20 protein-coding genes and 1 riboswitch are annotated in these 16467 nt (G+C 40.7%); of the genes, 17 read left to right on the forward strand and 3 right to left on the reverse strand.

The genetic code is table 11. The annotated features are described in order from the left end of the window. Positions 1–50: 50 nt before the first annotated feature. The 5 genes from QZ998_RS11345 to QZ998_RS11365 all read left to right on the forward strand — a co-directional run bounded on the left by QZ998_RS11345 (position 51) and on the right by QZ998_RS11365 (position 3717). Positions 51–410, forward strand: coding sequence for a metalloregulator ArsR/SmtB family transcription factor (locus tag QZ998_RS11345; protein ID WP_296560688.1), 360 nt, complete (start codon positions 51–53; stop codon positions 408–410). Between the two features lie 106 nt (positions 411–516). Further along, positions 517–1533 carry a radical SAM protein gene (locus QZ998_RS11350; RefSeq protein ID WP_296560690.1) on the forward strand — a complete coding sequence of 339 codons (1017 nt, stop codon included), beginning with the start codon at positions 517–519 and terminating at the stop codon, positions 1531–1533. 131 nt (positions 1534–1664) lie between these two features. Then, a complete protein-coding gene (gene arsD / locus QZ998_RS11355) occupies positions 1665–2051 on the forward strand; it encodes an arsenite efflux transporter metallochaperone ArsD (protein ID WP_296560692.1) in 387 nt (128 codons plus the stop codon). Positions 2052–2152: 101 nt separating this feature from the next. After that, complete coding sequence (arsM, locus tag QZ998_RS11360; protein WP_296560693.1) at positions 2153–2941, forward strand: arsenite methyltransferase; 789 nt, start codon at positions 2153–2155, stop codon at positions 2939–2941. Between the two features lie 251 nt (positions 2942–3192). Continuing rightward, positions 3193–3717, forward strand: coding sequence for a helix-turn-helix transcriptional regulator (locus QZ998_RS11365; protein WP_296560698.1), 525 nt, complete (start codon positions 3193–3195; stop codon positions 3715–3717). Between the two features lie 39 nt (positions 3718–3756). Here the strand turns inward: QZ998_RS11365 and QZ998_RS11370 are convergent, their stop codons facing one another. The 3 genes from QZ998_RS11370 to QZ998_RS11380 form a co-directional block, all read right to left on the reverse strand. Next, positions 3757–5910, reverse strand: coding sequence for an HD domain-containing phosphohydrolase (locus QZ998_RS11370; RefSeq protein ID WP_296560699.1), 2154 nt, complete (start codon positions 5908–5910; stop codon positions 3757–3759). A gap of 215 nt (positions 5911–6125) precedes the next feature. Beyond that, entirely contained in the window at positions 6126–6395 is a 270-nt protein-coding gene (locus QZ998_RS11375) for a zinc ribbon domain-containing protein (RefSeq protein WP_296560701.1), read from the reverse strand. A gap of 264 nt (positions 6396–6659) precedes the next feature. After that, positions 6660–7310 (reverse strand): TetR/AcrR family transcriptional regulator, encoded by a 651-nt coding sequence (locus QZ998_RS11380; RefSeq protein ID WP_296560702.1) that lies wholly within the window; start codon positions 7308–7310, stop codon positions 6660–6662. 253 nt (positions 7311–7563) lie between these two features. Between QZ998_RS11380 and QZ998_RS11385 the strand changes: the two genes are divergently transcribed. The 12 genes from QZ998_RS11385 to QZ998_RS11440 all read left to right on the forward strand — a co-directional run bounded on the left by QZ998_RS11385 (position 7564) and on the right by QZ998_RS11440 (position 16273). Then, positions 7564–8094, forward strand: a complete 531-nt coding sequence (locus tag QZ998_RS11385; RefSeq protein ID WP_296560704.1) for an NAD(P)H-dependent oxidoreductase — start codon at positions 7564–7566, stop codon at positions 8092–8094. Beyond that, entirely contained in the window at positions 8094–8756 is a 663-nt protein-coding gene (locus tag QZ998_RS11390) for a hypothetical protein (RefSeq protein ID WP_296560705.1), read from the forward strand. Before QZ998_RS11385 ends, QZ998_RS11390 begins: the two co-directional genes overlap by 1 nt. A gap of 147 nt (positions 8757–8903) precedes the next feature. Further along, positions 8904–9941 (forward strand): DUF4349 domain-containing protein, encoded by a 1038-nt coding sequence (locus QZ998_RS11395; protein ID WP_296560706.1) that lies wholly within the window; start codon positions 8904–8906, stop codon positions 9939–9941. Between the two features lie 12 nt (positions 9942–9953). Then, positions 9954–10361 (forward strand): zinc ribbon domain-containing protein, encoded by a 408-nt coding sequence (locus tag QZ998_RS11400; protein ID WP_296560708.1) that lies wholly within the window; start codon positions 9954–9956, stop codon positions 10359–10361. Positions 10362–10541: 180 nt separating this feature from the next. Beyond that, positions 10542–10664, forward strand: a riboswitch (molybdenum cofactor riboswitch). Between the two features lie 127 nt (positions 10665–10791). Beyond that, the gene (locus QZ998_RS11405; protein ID WP_296560710.1) at positions 10792–11295 is read left to right on the forward strand and encodes a hypothetical protein; all 504 of its coding nucleotides are present in this window, start codon (positions 10792–10794) and stop codon (positions 11293–11295) included. Positions 11296–11384: 89 nt separating this feature from the next. Further along, positions 11385–11966: a hypothetical protein gene (locus QZ998_RS11410; RefSeq protein WP_296560712.1), complete on the forward strand. Its 582-nt coding sequence runs from the start codon at positions 11385–11387 to the stop codon at positions 11964–11966. Between the two features lie 26 nt (positions 11967–11992). Then, the gene (locus QZ998_RS11415; protein ID WP_296560714.1) at positions 11993–12754 is read left to right on the forward strand and encodes a molybdopterin-guanine dinucleotide biosynthesis protein MobB; all 762 of its coding nucleotides are present in this window, start codon (positions 11993–11995) and stop codon (positions 12752–12754) included. After that, entirely contained in the window at positions 12751–13431 is a 681-nt protein-coding gene (locus QZ998_RS11420) for a hypothetical protein (RefSeq protein WP_296560716.1), read from the forward strand. The genes QZ998_RS11415 and QZ998_RS11420 overlap by 4 nt, the downstream gene beginning before the upstream one ends. After that, a complete protein-coding gene (locus tag QZ998_RS11425; protein WP_296560719.1) occupies positions 13424–14068 on the forward strand; it encodes an ECF transporter S component in 645 nt (214 codons plus the stop codon). The genes QZ998_RS11420 and QZ998_RS11425 overlap by 8 nt, the downstream gene beginning before the upstream one ends. A gap of 71 nt (positions 14069–14139) precedes the next feature. Next, positions 14140–14823, forward strand: a complete 684-nt coding sequence (locus QZ998_RS11430) for an ABC transporter ATP-binding protein (protein WP_296560722.1) — start codon at positions 14140–14142, stop codon at positions 14821–14823. A 60-nt stretch (positions 14824–14883) separates the two neighbouring features. Next, a complete protein-coding gene (locus tag QZ998_RS11435; protein ID WP_296560724.1) occupies positions 14884–15549 on the forward strand; it encodes an ABC transporter ATP-binding protein in 666 nt (221 codons plus the stop codon). Continuing rightward, entirely contained in the window at positions 15536–16273 is a 738-nt protein-coding gene (locus tag QZ998_RS11440) for an energy-coupling factor transporter transmembrane component T (protein WP_296560726.1), read from the forward strand. The genes QZ998_RS11435 and QZ998_RS11440 overlap by 14 nt, the downstream gene beginning before the upstream one ends. Positions 16274–16467 lie beyond the last annotated feature (194 nt).

A 16467-nucleotide genomic window follows, 5' to 3' on the forward strand; every position in this document is an offset into this window, starting at 1 on the left:
AAATAACCGAAGTGTTGTTTTAAATAATTACAGTGACAAGAGGTGAAAAAATGACCGTTGTTGAAATACTTAAGATTCTATCAGATAATAATCGCTTAAGGATTCTTAATCTGTTGTATGTCCAAGAATTATGTGTTTGCGAGTTGGAGTATCTATTGGGGATTTCGCAATCAAATCTGTCAAAGCATCTCAGGTTGATGAGCGATGCCGGTTTTTTGGAAAGTCGTCGCCAGAATAAATTTGCTTATTATAAAATAAGAGAGTCCGTTTTTTGCGAACATCCCTTTTTAATTGAAATTTTTGAAACTGAACTCGTTAAAGAAAAACTTTTAATGGATGAATTAAATAAATTGAATAATTATCAAAACAGTGAATTAACCTGCCACAACATAACAGCGTTGATTGTGTAAATAAGAAATCAGGTGGCGTTACTTATTAGGATCAGAAATACCAGATGTGTCTGTTGCATGGTGTTGTCAACTGAAAAGGCAGTGTTTATAAAAAGAGAGGTATAATATGGAACTTAAACGGCTATACATTGAGCTCACCAATCGATGTAATTTGAATTGTGAGATGTGCTTTCGGCATACCTGGGATACCATTGAAGGTGATATGGATTTGGAATTACTTAAGTCCATCCGAGAACAGGTAAAAGAGTTTCCATCACTTAAAGAAGTTTTTTTCGGGGGAATCGGGGAACCGTCGGTGTACCCACATTTTAAAGAAGCGGTCGAGTTATTTGAAGATTACAAATTATTAATAACCAGTAACGGAATTATGAGTGAAGAAAATGCCAGGCTGATCTGTGAAAAATTCACTGAGGTGTATTTTTCAGCTGATCAGTATCATGAAGATACTCAGGGCGTAAAGGATCAGCTTATTAAAACCTTTGAGATATTCTCGCAATATCATAAACAAACCCGTTCGTCGACACCAAAGGTTGGTGTGGCCTATGTGCTGACAAAAAGTAATTCTGAAGCCTTGTTTGACATCATGGATATGATGCGGCATTATGGATTTCATCGGCTGTCACTATCTCATTTGCAGCCAATCAATGAGAAAGATACCAAAGATATTTTTTACAACCGCTATGAAAATGCTGAAGGCAAGGCCTATTTAGAAAAAATATTTACCTATCGTGACATCAAAATAAATATTCCGGATATGGAACTAAAAACCGAACGTCGTTGCAGCTTTATCGATAAAGGATATATTTATATTGATACCAGGGGCGAAGTGATGTCCTGCTATCGCTTGGCAAACAGTTATGATGAATATGTTTTTGGGGATAAAAAAAGAGTGATCAAACATTCTTTTGGCAACGTCAAAGAAAAATCTCTGAAAGAGATAATCGAAGGAAAAGAATACCAAAGTTTTTGGAATACGGTGTACAACAATCAATACCCATCCTGTATTGATTGTGATCTCCGCGGTGGTTGTAGCCTGGTCGAAGATACCAAATACGACTGCTATTTCAATACCCCGTCTTGTGCGGATTGTTTATGGGTTCGGAATTTCATCCGCTGTCCGTAAATTTTATTTGACAAAGTGTTAGAAACTTGACAAGCCAACTGACATGGTTTACCATATCAATGAGTGGTGATATGAATGACTGAACAGTCGTTCATCTACTGATGTAGTTAAAATGAAATGGAGAATAGAATATGAATAAAGTAGAAATTTATGAGCCTGCAATGTGCTGTTCTACCGGTGTATGTGGACCAGGTGTTGATCAGGAACTTTTAAGAGTTTCAACCTTTTTAAACGAATTAGAAAGAGAAGGCAGAAAAATTATCAGATATAATCTTTCCAGTGATCCGATGGCATTTGTTACGAATAAAGAAGTTAATGATGCTATTGCCAATGAAGGAACTGAAGTTCTGCCAATTACTGTTGTTGACGGTGAGATCAGACAGAAGGGTTCTTATCCATCCAATGCAAATTTTGCTGAATGGGCAGGAATGACAAGAGAAGATATCATCAAGATGGTTCTAAAAACACAAAAAGCAGCTTCAAATGGTGGCTGTTCTTGTGGCAGTGGTTGCTGCTAAGCTTATAAAAAAGCAGATTCTATAAATAAAGAGACGTAAATGCGTCTTTTTTTAATATGATTCTACATTAAATATAGGTAAAATTAAACCGGAGGGTTGAAATGAATCAAAAAGAAGAAACAAGAGCCTTTATTAGAGAAAATTATGCCCAGGTAGCGCAAAGCGGTGCCGCAGGGGGTTGCTGTGGTGGTAGCTGCAGTTGCGGAGATCCGATGGATGTCATCAACGCTACCATGACCATCGGTTATGAAGCTGGCGATCTGCTTAATGCACCGGCAGAATCGAATATGGGGTTGGGTTGTGGTAATCCCCTTGCTATTGCTAGTCTGAAAGCCGGTGAAGTTGTTTTAGATCTTGGCAGTGGCGGCGGTTTTGACTGTTTTCTGGCAAGAGGTCAAGTGGGAGAAACAGGTTACGTCATTGGCGTGGATATGACACCGGAAATGATTAAATTGGCTCGGAATAATGCAGCGAAAAGTGGCTATACCAATATGGAATTCCGACTGGGTGAAATTGAACATTTGCCGGTAGCAGATGCATCCATTGACGTCATTATTTCAAATTGTGTGATTAATCTCTCGTTAGAAAAGGAAAAGGTCTTTAGAGAAGCCTATCGCGTCCTCAAAAACGGTGGCAGGTTGGCCTTGTCTGATGTGGTTGCCACCGCAGAGCTGCCAGAAGATGTAAAAAAAGATTTGGTCATGGTGGCCGGGTGTGTGGCTGGTGCTGAACATGTGGATAAAATAAGAGCGATGATGGAACAAGCTGGTTTTCAAAACATTAAACTGATACCAAAGGATAACAGCAAAGAAATATTGAATAATTGGCTGCCAGATAGAAAGATTGAAGACTATGTCGCTTCGTTTATCATTGAAGGAGAAAAAATTTAAAAATCTCATTTTTGAAAAAATCGGTCGACTTATTGAAAAATCGATGTCATTGCGCTGCGAATCGATACTGTGCTAGCAGGCTTTGAACATCAATCATCTGAAGTGTCGATATTTTTGTGCGATGCACCATTAAAAAGTTTAATTTAGCGGAAAATGGATATAAACAACATAAAAAGAAAGAGATGATGCGCTTACGGCATGATCAGGTGGATTGAATTGGAAAAGAAAAATTGGGATGAGAGTCGGACATTATGTTAGAATTTTCAATCCTTGGTTTCCTATTGGATCGGGATATGACCGGTTATGATATCAAGCAGATGATGGTATTGCGAACATCAAATTTTATTGATGCCAGTTTTGGTAGAATTTATCCAATGCTAAAAAGATTGGAAAAGGCTGGACTGATTACTTTTTCTGAAATTGTGGAAGGTAACCGCTTTAAAAAAATCTATACCATAACGCCCAAGGGTCGGGAGCATTTTATCGAATGGCTACAAACGCCTTGTACATTCTCACCATTTAATCTGGAATTTATGGCAAAGCTGTTCTTTTATAAGCATTTAAAGAAAAATGACGCAATCCTCAATATCGAACTTTTTATCGGGACGGTTCAGGATGCCATGGAAAAACTGTCAGAAATTGAAAGAACGATCGGCAATGGTATGGATCCTTTTGAATACGCCAGCCTTCAGTTCGGCAGAACCTATTATGAGGTAGTTTTGAATTGGCATGAAAAACTGATTGATGATTTGAAACATAATCCACCAATGGAATAACGTAAAAAAACCATGCATTTTTTATTGGTGCACGGTTTTTTAAAGTTGATTATTATTCTCTGATAGGATCTGTAAAAAAACATCAGTGATTTCCGGATCGAACTGGGTGTTTTTGCCATTAGTCATTTCCTGAATCGCTACTTCCACAGTTAAGGGCTCTTTATAAGGCCGGCCATAGGTCATCGCATCATAGGCATCGGCGATGGCAATGATGCGTGCTGCTAAGGGGATTTGATCGCCCAATAAACCTTTAGGATAACCCTCCCCATCATAGCGTTCGTGGTGAAAAAGAATAATATTAGCCAGCGGGGCGTAATCATTGAGTGAACTTAAGATACTGCAACTGATTTCCGGGTGCCGTCGAATTTCTAACCATTCAAAATTAGTCAATTCATCAGCCTTATCCAAAATCTCGTTACCGATGGCAATTTTTCCAATATCGTGAAGTGTGCCAGCAGTCTTTAGTTCATTTATCTCTTCATTGGACATTCCGAGTCTAGCACCGATAAGGCCGCTGATTTTACTCACACGCTCAGAATGAGCCTGTTCCCGGGGAAGCTTTTCATAAAGGGTTTTCATAATAAACTGGATCGCTTCGTTTCGGGTACTGCTGCGCTCAGATATTTTGTATTGGTACATTTTATTTTCGGCAGATTTAAACACCTCGTCAATTTCCTCATCTGCACGAGTCTTGACAGCCCAGCCACTTGAAATTGAGACATGACCTGCTTCAAGATGTTCCTGGCTCAGCGCCGCATTGATCCGCTTTGCTAATTCTTTTGCTTGTTTAATGTCAGTCTGGGGAAGAAGGATCACAAACTCATCACCGCCAACTCGGGCGATGATATCGTCACTTCTAGATTTCTCTTGCATGATCTGGGCAACTTTTTTTAATAAACGATCCCCGGCCAGGTGTCCGAAGGCATCATTAGTCAATTTTAATCCATTAACGTCAAAAATAAGCAGCGATAAGGGCAGGTTTCGCGGCGTATTTAGTCGCCTTAGTTCTTCATCAAAAAAACGACGGTTGTATAATCCCGTGAGGTGATCATGGAAACTCAGATATTCAATTTCTGCTTGTTTCTCTTTCTTATCAGTAAAATCCCTAAAAACGATGACAACACCAGTAATATGACCATCCTGATCTTTGATGGGGGCAGCACTGTCTTCAATAGGTATCTCTTGACCATCTTTAGACAAGAGCAGGGTATGGTTGTTGAGTTCAATAATCTCGCCTGTCTCCAGTACCCGGGAAGCAGGATTTTCACAGCTTTCTTTGGTATATTCATCAACAAGATGGAGAACCTGATCGAGGGGCAAACCGAAAGCTTCCTGCTGACACCAGCCAGTTAGTTTTTCAGCAACCTGATTGATCAAAGTAATATATCCCCTGGAATCAGTAGAAATAACACCATCGCCAATCGATAGCAGGGTTGTTCGAAAACGTTCTTTTTCGATGAAGAGTGAGTTTTCAATGGTTTTACGTTGGGTGATGTCTTGAATACTAACCACAAATTTGGATGAGTTCTCAGCTTTTAAATAAAAAATTTCAGCTAAAAACCAGCGTTCGCCAGATAACAGTGGCGATTTATACTCAAAATTCTGTTTCTTACCAGTTTTATATGCTTTTTTAAAGACCGATAGCATTTCATCGGAAATATTTTCAGGAAATATGTCAGAGATGTGGCTTCCGATGATATTATTTTTTGGCATAAAAAGTGTGGACTCATCATGGACAATAATATTGGTGAAGTAATAATCAGTACTGATTTCAAAGACAATATCATGGAGGGTGGTGAGAAGCAAATTTTTCTCCGCCAAATCTTGTTTTTCTCTGGTGATATCATGAAACAGAGTGATAAAATAATTGACTTCAGGAGAATAGACCTGAACCCGATACCAACGGTTTAATGATTGTGAATACTGTTCGATTTCGCCAGTGCCGTTGCAAAGAGCAATTTCACCATAGAAACTAATCCAGTCATACTCTGAATTCCTGATATCTGGTAAAATCTCGGTAATTTTCTTTCCGACGAGCGTCTCGCTTTTTAGCCCGGTAGCAATTTCAAAAGCTCTATTAACTTCGATAAATTCATAATCGACAGGAACACCCTGAGTATCACAAACAATTCGATGATAGGCATAGCCGACATGCAAATGCATAATCGTTTCATGATAGAAATTATTTGTCATAATCGATGGTCTCCCTTCTTGCAGTTAAGGTTTTTCTCTTTAAATGTGATTGCTTTTAATCAACTTTTATCAAGATTTGAATCAGATTTATGCTAGTCCTATTATTGATAATTTTAATACAGAATACAATAATTTCTGGCAAGCTAAGAATGATTTAAAACTAAAAAAGAAATCCGAATTGAACCACGTTTTATTAAAATTAGAGATCTTTGTGGCTATTTGCGTTTTTTCCACCGCTTTAAGGTGGGGAAAAAGTCTTCCATTTCTTGCCTTGCTTCAGCTTCACTGATTCCTGGTTTTTCTTTTATCAGGTAGGGAATGCTTACTTCAATCATCCGTTCTTTTGTAATTTTCGTAGTGAATTCACCATTACTATAACAGTCATTACAATAATCTTTACTCTTAATGCCGTTTTTTTCAGTACCGTAGAGTTGATCAGTTTCGCCCATCGGTTTTCCGCAGCTTTGACATAGTTTTTCGTTCATCGTCCAATCTCCGTTCATCATTTTGAAATCAGGGTTTGCTTGTAGCAATAAACTTAGTCTGACTAATGATCATTTTTGAAAAATTCGCATGAATCTAATCTAAAAAAATCATCGTATCAGGAGACATTCCGGTTTATTCTATTATAACCGCTGCGTGCTCATCAAACAAGTGAAAACTAAGCGTAATTGAAAATGTGTATGACTAAGCGTAATTGAAAATGTGCCATTCATAATCAGAGTTAAATAGCTTTTTATCAGGCAAAATTATTCGAAAAGAAAATGAATATGGCGGCAGTTCACACTTTCAGCGATTTCTATGCCCTTGTCAAGAAGGGTGGTGACAGCTTGTTGATCAATGCCAAGCAACCGGGGAACAATCCCGCTGAGCAAAAATACCAATTCGGAAATGGAGTCGTTAAGGTCTTTCTTAAAATAGTTCAGGAAATATTCCCGTCGTCCCCCGAAATCAATGAAAAGAAAATTTTCGAATTCTCTTTCACTGATCACTAAATCATATTCTTTAATGTAAGCCCGATAGGTATTGCGGATGAAATCACCAGCGATGCGGTAGTTTGATGATTTTCTGAGAATCTCATAATAAAAGCGTCGGTTATTTTCATTGTTGAGTATCAGATCAAAATAGACATAACTCAATGCTGCGTGACGAAGGATGGGATTGTCTAACCCTTCAATCGATAATGAACTGAGGCACGTATCAATTTGCTGGTAATAATCCGAATATATTTCGTGGACAATGTTATCTTTTGTTTTAAAATAATAGGTAAAAAGACCAATCGGTGTATCAGCAGCTGTCACGATATCTTTTATCCTGGTTTTTTCATAACCCTGTTCATAAAAGCACCTTTTTGAAATTTCATAAAGATGGTTTCTTGTCTGGACACCTTTTTCGTACATCTTATGCTCCTTGAGTCTTCAGGATTCAATCTGTTTATATCCTATCATATTTAAGTAGGGATTAATATCCCCAAAAATTACAAACTGCTAATTTTTGCTTTCATTTTATGTTAAAAGTTATCAAACATATTCGTTTATTTATTACCTACTGACATTAGTTTCTGTTGACAAGACAGAAAATATGTAATATATTACCTTTTGTAGAAGTGTTCGTTTTTTACACCCGATATCAGAAAAAGAAAAGAGGATGATTATGATTACTATCTTATCAGATCACACCAGACATGAAATTGGTGAAAGACTCGATAGAGAATTAAGAGCGAAGAAAATAGAAGCTGAGTTTATATCCTTAGCTGATTTGAATATCGATCCATGCTATAGTTGCGGCGGCTGCACAGACAAAACTTATGGACAGTGCATCCATCGCGATGATGCCGATATTATTTTACCTAAACTGATGAGAACCGATGTACTGGTAATGGTTACTCCGGTTAAATGGGGGAGCTACTCATTTAAAACGAAACGTGTATTTGATAAATGTGCGATCATTGGCGATCGCCATTACTATTGCAAAAATGGGGAGTTAGTCAAAGGAAAAATCGGCCGAGTTCACACATTTATGGCGATTGGCGTTAAGGATCAATGGAACAATGATGAAAGACAAGTTTTTAAAAGTCTGGTTGAGGAGAATATCAAAATTATGAATATTCAGGGCAATGCATACATGGTCGATGACAGTAACCTCAATGCGTGCCTTGAATCGGTCGTGGAGGGTTTGCGTTAATGAAAAAAGCAGTTATAATAAACTTAAGTCCTAGAAAAACTGGGACAAGCATGATGTTGGCTACTCGTTGTCAGACGATACTATCTTCTCGGGATTATCTAGTGGAAATCCTCCATTTATATCCAAACTTGAAAGACATGAGCGCGCTATTGGCGGCTGTTAAGGAGGCTCAGACGATTATTATGGTTGGCCCCTGCTACATTGATACCTATCCGGCCGATACGGTTTACTTATTGGAAGAGCTTGAAAAAAATCGCGATGTTCTCCATGGACAAGATCTTTATGGGATTATTCAGGGCGGGATGCCCTACGTTCATACGCATGAATCGGGTCTAAAAATGTTAGAGCTGTTTGCAAGAGACAATGGCCTCAGTTACAAAGGGGGATTTGTGATTGGTATGGGGGCGATGCTTAATGGGCAGCCTTTAAATAAGCTTATTAATGGGAAAAAAGTTGAGCACGGGTTTGAACTTTTTCTGGAAAACGTAGCGAAACAGGAAAAATCGTCATCGACACTTTACTATGACGCGCAGTTAAAAATACCGGTGTGGGGTTGTTATTTAATGGCAAAAATGATGAATCGAAAAATTGATAAGCAGCGTCGTGAAAAAGGGATTGGCGATCAGGAGAAAAGCCCCTATGATAAGCCAGAAATCCATTAACAGCAAATCGGAAAGACAGAAGAACGGATTGGGAATGTTAAAAAAACAGGATCATGCATTTTTATCAGAAATAAGGGTAAACAGTAAAAAACAAATTGAGTGACAAAATAGGAGACGAAAAGATTGAACTTTTAGGAGGTAGGATTCATGGATCAAGAAAACCCGAATAAGATTCCAGAATTTAAAGAAGCAGCATTAGAAAGTTTTAGCCGAGAAAAATCCCGGCGATGTAGCGTCAAGAAAAATTGGTTCTGGGGCATGGTCATTTGTTTAAGTTGTCTGGTAATGATTGTTGCAGGGGGCTGTTTTAGCGGTGCAAGCCAGGAAAACAGTAAATCGGCAGCGGATGAGTCGATGTCCTATGATCAGGCAAGCGGGGAAGCGGCAAATGCTGTAGCTGAGGCCACGGCAAATACCAGTGTATCCTTTGATACATCAAAAATTGTTTATTCAGGAAATATCAGCCTGAATACTGAGGACTATCAAGATACTTTTGATAAAATCAGTCGTTACGTATTAGAAATAGGAGGATTTGTTCAGGATTCGGGATCAAACTATGCATCAGAACAGGCCGGTGTCCAGGCTAACTCCGGTTATGTGACCATTCGGGTGCCATCAGCAAAATTTTCAGAAGCGATGACCCATATCCAGACATTAGGCAGCCCCATTAGTGCCAATGTCAGCAGCACCAATATTTCTCAGCAATATCAGGATGTTCAGGCACAGCTTAACAATTTAAAAATCCAGGAAGAACGGCTGTTAGAATACTTAAAACAGGCCACCAATATCACTGACATGCTGACCATTGAAAGCGAATTAAATCGTGTTCGTTCGGAAATTGACAGCCTGACTACCACGATAAAAAACTGGGATATCGAAATGGCCTATTCGACGATATACGTTTCATTGTACGAAAAGAAATTATCCTCATCGGTGGTCAGTTCACCATTTTCAGAAATATTTACTAAAATCGGGGAGGGCTTTGTGACCTCGATCAATTTAGTGCTTTATATTTTGGCATTTCTAATTGTTCTAATTTTTAGACTGATTCCATTTGCTGTCATTGCCGGATTAGGGTTCTTTATTGTTATGATCATCAGAAAGAAGTTAAAAGAAAAAAAGAAGCGGCTCAAAAAAACAGAAATGTATGAATCGGAAGATACAAAAAAAGAGGATAAAAACTAAGGAGGAAAGACGATGTTTTGTGAAAACTGTGGCAAACAAATTCCAGATGATGCGGCATTTTGCACCCATTGCGGAGCTAAACAATTAGGCGGTTCTGCGCCATCCCAACCCATTAGTACCTTACCAAAGCCCCAACCGGTAAGATCAAGTCCACCACCACAACCGGCTCAAGCGGTCGGGGGAATAGATCTGATTACGATGGGACAGTACCTGATTATGTTTTTAATCACGGCCATTCCCATTGCCGGGATTGTGATGCTCTTTATATGGGGATTTGGCAGCGAAACGGGTCCCAATAAAAAGAACTTCGCCCGGGCATACCTGGTAATGATGGCAATTGCCATCGTTTTAGGGATTCTCATCAGTGTTGTGATGGGAGCAATTATGGCATCGATTATGGGTTCCATGTATTATTATTAAGCAGCCAGAGCTTGCAAAAAGAGATGCCGGTCTAGTTGGCATCTCTTTTGTAACTAGCTCGTTATCGGTATGTCTTCTATGAAGAACGGGTGAGAAGCAACTGAAATTTATCTGGATCATTTACAAATAGACATTGACAATTGAAGGTTAAAAAAATATAATTAAAACAATTAAATACGGAATGAAATTGCTTACTGATCTTAATTTCCTAAAATATGAAAATATTATGGAGGCTAAGACGTTAGGGTTTTGTTGGAAACGACAGGGCCTCCCACATTGGAAAAGTAAGAGAATTCATCTTTGCATCGAATTTTTTGTGGGTTTAGCTTTGCTGAGCCTTCTTTTTTTGCAGAAATTGTTTTTTTTGTTTTTCCTGTTGGGATTCCTGACTCAGCATGCTTCCGTAAAAAAGAAAGCTCAGGAGGAGAAAATGAAAAAGAAGTTGTTAACACTGGCATTAGTGATGGTTTTAGGGGTAGGTCTGCTTGGTTGCAGTTCACCTGCGGCAGATTCAAAAAAAGAAGAAAACGCTTCCAAAACGGAAACCCAAAGTCAGCAGCAGGTGGCCGAGTTTATCATTACCCTAGAAGGGATTGATGGAAAAACCGAGTTGACTCAGGCAGATCTTGCGGCCCTTCCTTTGGTTGAAAAAACCATCAAAATGACTAAAAAAGATGGATCAGAAACAGGTGGGGTTTTTAAAGGTTATGCCTTAAAAGACGTGGCCGAACAACTGGGAGTCACTGGCTTCACCAGCATCACGATGGAAGCATCAGATGGCTATTCCAAGCCCTATGATAAGGCGACGGTAGAAGCAGAGGATTCACTACTGACCGTCTCACTTGACGGCGAAGAACTACTCAGCGTGGTGGCAGGCAGTTTAGGTTCCAGTGCCTGGGTTCAAAACATCAGTAAAATGAGTGTTGTTAAATAATAAGAGATTAAGTGGGCAAAGTAATCTTTGCCTGCTTTGTTTAGTTTGGGGAGCGGTGCGAATTCTAGAATTAAAGAAGGGATGAAAAGATGAGCAGAGAAACGCGTGGTGATGACACCTTGGTTAATTTGAGCAACAAAAATTCTAAACGCAAAGAGCAGCTCAAGCGATGGATTCTGCCACTGGTGATTCTCTTTTTAACCCTGTCTTCTGTTTTTCTTATTGCGATTAACAAAAGCCAGACGGAGGAGCGGTTGGGTGCCCTGGGACAGGAAACCGTTAAAATAATGGTTGGTGATGAAATGGTTGACCAGTTTAATCTTGACGAGGTCAAAGCACTGCCAAAGGTTTTGATTGATGAGGGGCTAAATACCAGTAATGGCAGAGAAGAGGTGGTCTTTGGCGGTTTGCTGTTAAAAGATGTGCTAAACACCACTAACTTTGACTATCATCAGTATAATACCATAACCTATAAAGCCATTGATGGTTATGCGTCCCCCGGGACGGTGGCTGAATTGGATGCGGGTGGGGTCTATCTAGTCTATGAACGAAACGGGATTCAAAATACCGATAAAACCCAGGGTGGAACGGGCCCCATGGAAATTGTTATTACCGGTGAGACCTTTAGTTTGCGAAATTGCAAATATCTAAGTGAAATATATTTCGAGTAGAATAATTACCATGAATGAGGTGCATGATGAAAGTAATATCGGTAAGGGGATTGACCCATTCGGGAAAAACTACAGTTATCGAAACCATTATCAGAGGCCTGCGAAGAAGAGGCTATTCGGTGGGATCGGTTAAGGAAATCCACTATGAAGCCTTTGTGATGGATCAACCGGGAACCAACACCGATCGTCATAAAGAAGCCGGTGCACAGCTGGTGACGGCTCTGGGGATGTATGAAACGGATATTCTCTATCAGGAAAAATTGCCGATCCGAAAGCTTTTAGCCCACTACGATTATGACTATGTGATACTAGAGGGTGTTGACGACCCGACAATCCCTAAAATTGTCACCGGACATGATTGTGAGGGTCTTGATGAGCGCTTAGATGACACGGTTTTTGCATTTTCGGGAGTTATTGCCGACAAATGCAAAGAATATCGGGGAAAAGAAGTGGTTCACTGCCTGAAGGAAGCGGATCGTCTGGTTGATCTGGTTCAGTACTATGCGTTTGAGTTGTTACCTGGCTTTACAGAAAAGTGCTGTGGTTTATGCGGTACTGATTGTGCCGGTTTTTGTCGCCAGATTATTACAGGTGAGGTAAAACGATCGGATTGTCCCCTTAAAGATGATGGGGTGACCCTAAAAATTAATGGACAAGCGATTGTGATGGTGCCCTTTGTTCAAAAACTCATTCAAAACGTCGTGCTCAGTGTGGTTTCAGAATTGGAAGGTTATGAAAAAGGAGCCGATATAAAAATACATATCGGCAGGCCGCAAGTGGATGAATGAGACTAATAAAAAACTATGAAGCCGGCACCTATGAGGTGATCAGGCAATTTAAGAGCAAAAAAAACCGGGTTCGACTGATTAAGATTTCAGATGGTGAACAGGTACTCGGGCTGATCGAAAAGAAATTTGCAAAAACAGAATCCCTTGAAAATGAGTTGGCGATGGTAAAACGGCTTAGTGATATGGATTTTAGCGTAGCGCCGTGTTTGGGTCGGTTTGATGGGGTGCTTCTTTATGAATATCTTGAAGGCGTCACTCTTTGTGAAAAACTAGAAGTTACAGAAGCGCAAGAAACAAGTCGTAGTGGCGACGCGGTTAAGCCCGGCAAGGAAATAATTGATCTTTTTAAAAAGACCATTGACTGGCTTAATCGACTGCATCAAAAAACTGGTCTGGCCTTTTATGACATTAATCTCAGAAATTTCATTATCCAAGATGGTGCAGTTTATGCCATCGATTATGAAGATTTCCAGACATTAACACCGGCAGTTGATTATGGAAGACTGCTGGCCTTTACCCTAACCTACAGACCCGGCTTTACCCAGTGGAAAAAAGCGCTAATCAGTGAACTGGAAGACTATCTAAAGAATCAGATCAAGGCGGATCTAAATGAAATTCGGCTGGAAAAAGAAAAAGAACTTGTAAGCATCAAGAGAAGGAGGGCTGAGTTTGTTTGAAAAGAAGTTTGAGAAAAAGTTTGAAAAAATGACCCTTTTTGATCTGGTCACCATTGCCATGATGTCGGCTCTGGGTATTGCGGTTAAGGTTGTTCTGGTACCCCTGGTACACATTATTACCGGTCCCTTTTTTATCCCAGGAGGATCAATTTCCGGGGGAATCTATATGCTTTTCATTGTTCTGGGTGCCATGCTGGTAAAAAAAACGGGGGCGGCCTTTTTAGTCTGTCTGGTACAGGCCATTCTGGTAACAGTTACCGGCACCATGGGTTCTCATGGCATCATGAGTATGATGACCTATTTAATGCCGGGGATTGGGGTGGAAATTCTTTATTTTGTTATCGGAAAATATAAATATACCAAAGGCGGCTGCTTTAGTGCCGGGGTGGTTGCCAATGTACTCGGTAGTTTTGGGGTTAATTTTGTCTTCTTCCGGCTACCGCTGATTCCGTTACTTCTGACCCTGAGTTTATCAGCCTTGTCCGGGGGACTGGGCGGACTGCTGGCCTACGCTATTGCGGGCCAAGTCAATCGTCTCGGTTCGTTCAAGGCACACGAGGCGGAGGAATCGCTTGACATTCGTCTTAGTGGTGATCCAGGGCGAATTGACAAAGAGGAGAAGACCAACCGTGAATAAGGCTAAGTACAAAGAAAAGAACGAATTGATCAAAGCTGGAGACGAGATAAAAAGCAAAATAGGAGGCAGCGATGAATCCGATTGAGGTCCATGATCTTTATTTTCGTTATCCTGGCTGTGATACCAATATTCTCCATGGACTGGATTTGAGTCTGAAAGCAAATGAAATTTTAGCGGTGGCAGGTTATTCCGGCTGTGGCAAAAGCACCCTGTGTCATATTTTGGCCGGGATCATTCCCAAAACCATCCGGGGAAGAATTCAGGGTGAGGTGACCGTGTTTGGCGAGTCAATTTTTGACATGAAAACGCCCCAACTAGCCGAAAAAGTGGGGATTGTGTTTCAGGAACCGGATAACCAGTTGTTTTCTCCGACCATTGAAGCGGAGGTTGCCTTTGGCCCCGAAAATCTCTGTGTCAAACGGGAGATTATTGGAGAACGGATCGAAGCGATGCTTAAGCTGGTCGGTATGGAAGAGTTCCGGTTTGACTCGCCCAATAATCTTTCCGGCGGCCAAAAGCAATTGATTGCCTTGGCTTCAGTTCTTAGCATGGAGCCTGCGGTTCTGCTTTTTGATGAGGCCTTATCGCAAATTGATACCCGCGGCCGGGAGATGATCAAATCGGTGATGCTACGCTTAAGAGAAGCGGGAAAGTCGATTATTATGGTCGAGCATGATTTTGAAAATATGGACATTGCCGATCGCATTCTGGTGCTGAAGCATGGTCAGTTGATTCCTTACGAGGGCAGCTTGTAAATCGATCGAGCGGTAAAAGTAAAACATTTAAGTAAAGTATAAACAATGAACGGAGCCGGTATGGAGAGTTACATTAAACTTGCGGGAATAAGCTATGCCTATCCCCGCAGTCGGTTTGTACTAAAAGACATTGACTTGACCCTGAATCGGGGTCAAATTGCGGGGATCACCGGCGATAACGGATCAGGTAAAACGACCTTGGGGAAAATTATCATGGGCATTCTAACCCCTGATTCAGGAAGCATTGAGATTGATGGGGTGGACAGCAAGGTGTTAAAACTGTGTGAACGAGGGGGAAAGATTGGTTATGCCTTTCAGAATCCGGATCGTCAACTTTTTGCGGCCAGTGTCCAGGACGAAATTACCTTTCCCCTTGAAATTAAGGGACTTGAAAAAAAGGCCGCCCTGGAAAAGGCGGCAGTCCTGCTAAAACGGTTTGAGCTGAATCATCTTAAAGATCGGGTACCGATGCGACTCAGTCGCGGTGAAAAACAGCGCCTGGTGCTGGCGGCAACTCTGGCTCAGGAACCCGGGTTTCTGATTTTAGATGAACCGGCAACAGGGCTGGATCGGGATCGTAAAAAAGCACTGTATCAATTGATGGAAGAACTCGCCGGGGAAGGCATGGGCCTGGCTGTGATTTCCCATGATCTACAATTTATCAAGGATCATGCCAATCGTATTATCAAGCTGGAAAATGGAGAGGTTGTCGATGATGGCTGCTAGAATCGATCCCCGGACAAAAATAGTCCTGGTTCTCTGTCTGACCTCGATGGTACTGGTTGTCGAGAATCTGGCTTTTGTTGTGGGAATTGGTATCATTTCAATTGTTTGCGCCCTGCTTATGGGGATCGAGTTATTGGCGCTGATCAGGCGGTACCGGCGGATTCTGATTCTGATTTTGACCCTCTCCATTGTCCAAAGTGTATTTACACCGGACACGGAGGTGCTGTTTGGGGTATTGGGAATCCCGCTGCTCACCGCAAAAGGGATGGCCATGGGGGTCACGACGTTTGTTCGAATGCTTGTTATTCTGACTTCAGGGATTATAATGTCCACATCAAACTACCGGGAGACCATTCAGGGTCTGATTCAGTGGAAGGTCCCCTATAAGATTGCTTTTATGACCGCTTTGTCTTTGCGGTTTATCCCCATTTTCACTGAAGAATTCCAAGATTCGATGGTCGCGCTGCAGTTAAAGGGCGTTGATTTTACAAAAGTTCCCTTTGGTAAAAAAACTCAGATCTATGTCTATCTGATTACTCCCATCATTCTTTCGTCCTTAAAACATGCCGAAGAGATTGCCATTGCCATGGAAAGCAGGGCCTTTGGAGCCTATCCCAATCGGGTGGAATATCTGGTTCTTAAACTAAAAGGCTATGATTATGGCGTGATGATTGCTGCTGTTCTGTTAAGCATCATTTATGTATGGGCAGCTTTAATCATTTGAATAAAGCGATGAAGTAAATTGATGAATAAACAAAATAATAGAAAAAAAGAATAAAGGAGAAAGTCTGAAACATCTCTAGTATTAAGCAAACCCTCCACGACCGATTCAAGGCACGCATTGAGGTTACTGTCATCGACCATTATTGCCATTGCCCGGATGCTTTTGACCGCTATTTATATGATCCTGAAAAAGAA

It is taken from the genome of uncultured Acetobacterium sp. (assembly GCF_927416815.1).
Taxonomy (GTDB): domain Bacteria; phylum Bacillota; class Clostridia; order Eubacteriales; family Eubacteriaceae; genus Acetobacterium.

Coding starts and splice junctions, on each gene's coding strand:
- QZ998_RS11375 (WP_296560701.1), bottom strand. CDS start 6,395: ATGAACGAAAAACTATGTCAAAGCTGCGGAAAACCGATGGGCGAAACT.
- QZ998_RS11345 (WP_296560688.1), top strand. CDS start 51: ATGACCGTTGTTGAAATACTTAAGATTCTATCAGATAATAATCGCTTA.
- QZ998_RS11395 (WP_296560706.1), top strand. CDS start 8,904: ATGGATCAAGAAAACCCGAATAAGATTCCAGAATTTAAAGAAGCAGCA.
- QZ998_RS11390 (WP_296560705.1), top strand. CDS start 8,094: ATGAAAAAAGCAGTTATAATAAACTTAAGTCCTAGAAAAACTGGGACA.
- QZ998_RS11410 (WP_296560712.1), top strand. CDS start 11,385: ATGAGCAGAGAAACGCGTGGTGATGACACCTTGGTTAATTTGAGCAAC.
- QZ998_RS11385 (WP_296560704.1), top strand. CDS start 7,564: ATGATTACTATCTTATCAGATCACACCAGACATGAAATTGGTGAAAGA.
- arsD (WP_296560692.1), top strand. CDS start 1,665: ATGAATAAAGTAGAAATTTATGAGCCTGCAATGTGCTGTTCTACCGGT.
- QZ998_RS11430 (WP_296560722.1), top strand. CDS start 14,140: ATGAATCCGATTGAGGTCCATGATCTTTATTTTCGTTATCCTGGCTGT.
- QZ998_RS11415 (WP_296560714.1), top strand. CDS start 11,993: ATGAAAGTAATATCGGTAAGGGGATTGACCCATTCGGGAAAAACTACA.
- QZ998_RS11440 (WP_296560726.1), top strand. CDS start 15,536: ATGATGGCTGCTAGAATCGATCCCCGGACAAAAATAGTCCTGGTTCTC.
- QZ998_RS11380 (WP_296560702.1), bottom strand. CDS start 7,310: ATGTACGAAAAAGGTGTCCAGACAAGAAACCATCTTTATGAAATTTCA.
- QZ998_RS11350 (WP_296560690.1), top strand. CDS start 517: ATGGAACTTAAACGGCTATACATTGAGCTCACCAATCGATGTAATTTG.
- arsM (WP_296560693.1), top strand. CDS start 2,153: ATGAATCAAAAAGAAGAAACAAGAGCCTTTATTAGAGAAAATTATGCC.
- QZ998_RS11400 (WP_296560708.1), top strand. CDS start 9,954: ATGTTTTGTGAAAACTGTGGCAAACAAATTCCAGATGATGCGGCATTT.
- QZ998_RS11370 (WP_296560699.1), bottom strand. CDS start 5,910: ATGACAAATAATTTCTATCATGAAACGATTATGCATTTGCATGTCGGC.
- QZ998_RS11420 (WP_296560716.1), top strand. CDS start 12,751: ATGAGACTAATAAAAAACTATGAAGCCGGCACCTATGAGGTGATCAGG.
- QZ998_RS11405 (WP_296560710.1), top strand. CDS start 10,792: ATGAAAAAGAAGTTGTTAACACTGGCATTAGTGATGGTTTTAGGGGTA.
- QZ998_RS11435 (WP_296560724.1), top strand. CDS start 14,884: ATGGAGAGTTACATTAAACTTGCGGGAATAAGCTATGCCTATCCCCGC.
- QZ998_RS11365 (WP_296560698.1), top strand. CDS start 3,193: ATGTTAGAATTTTCAATCCTTGGTTTCCTATTGGATCGGGATATGACC.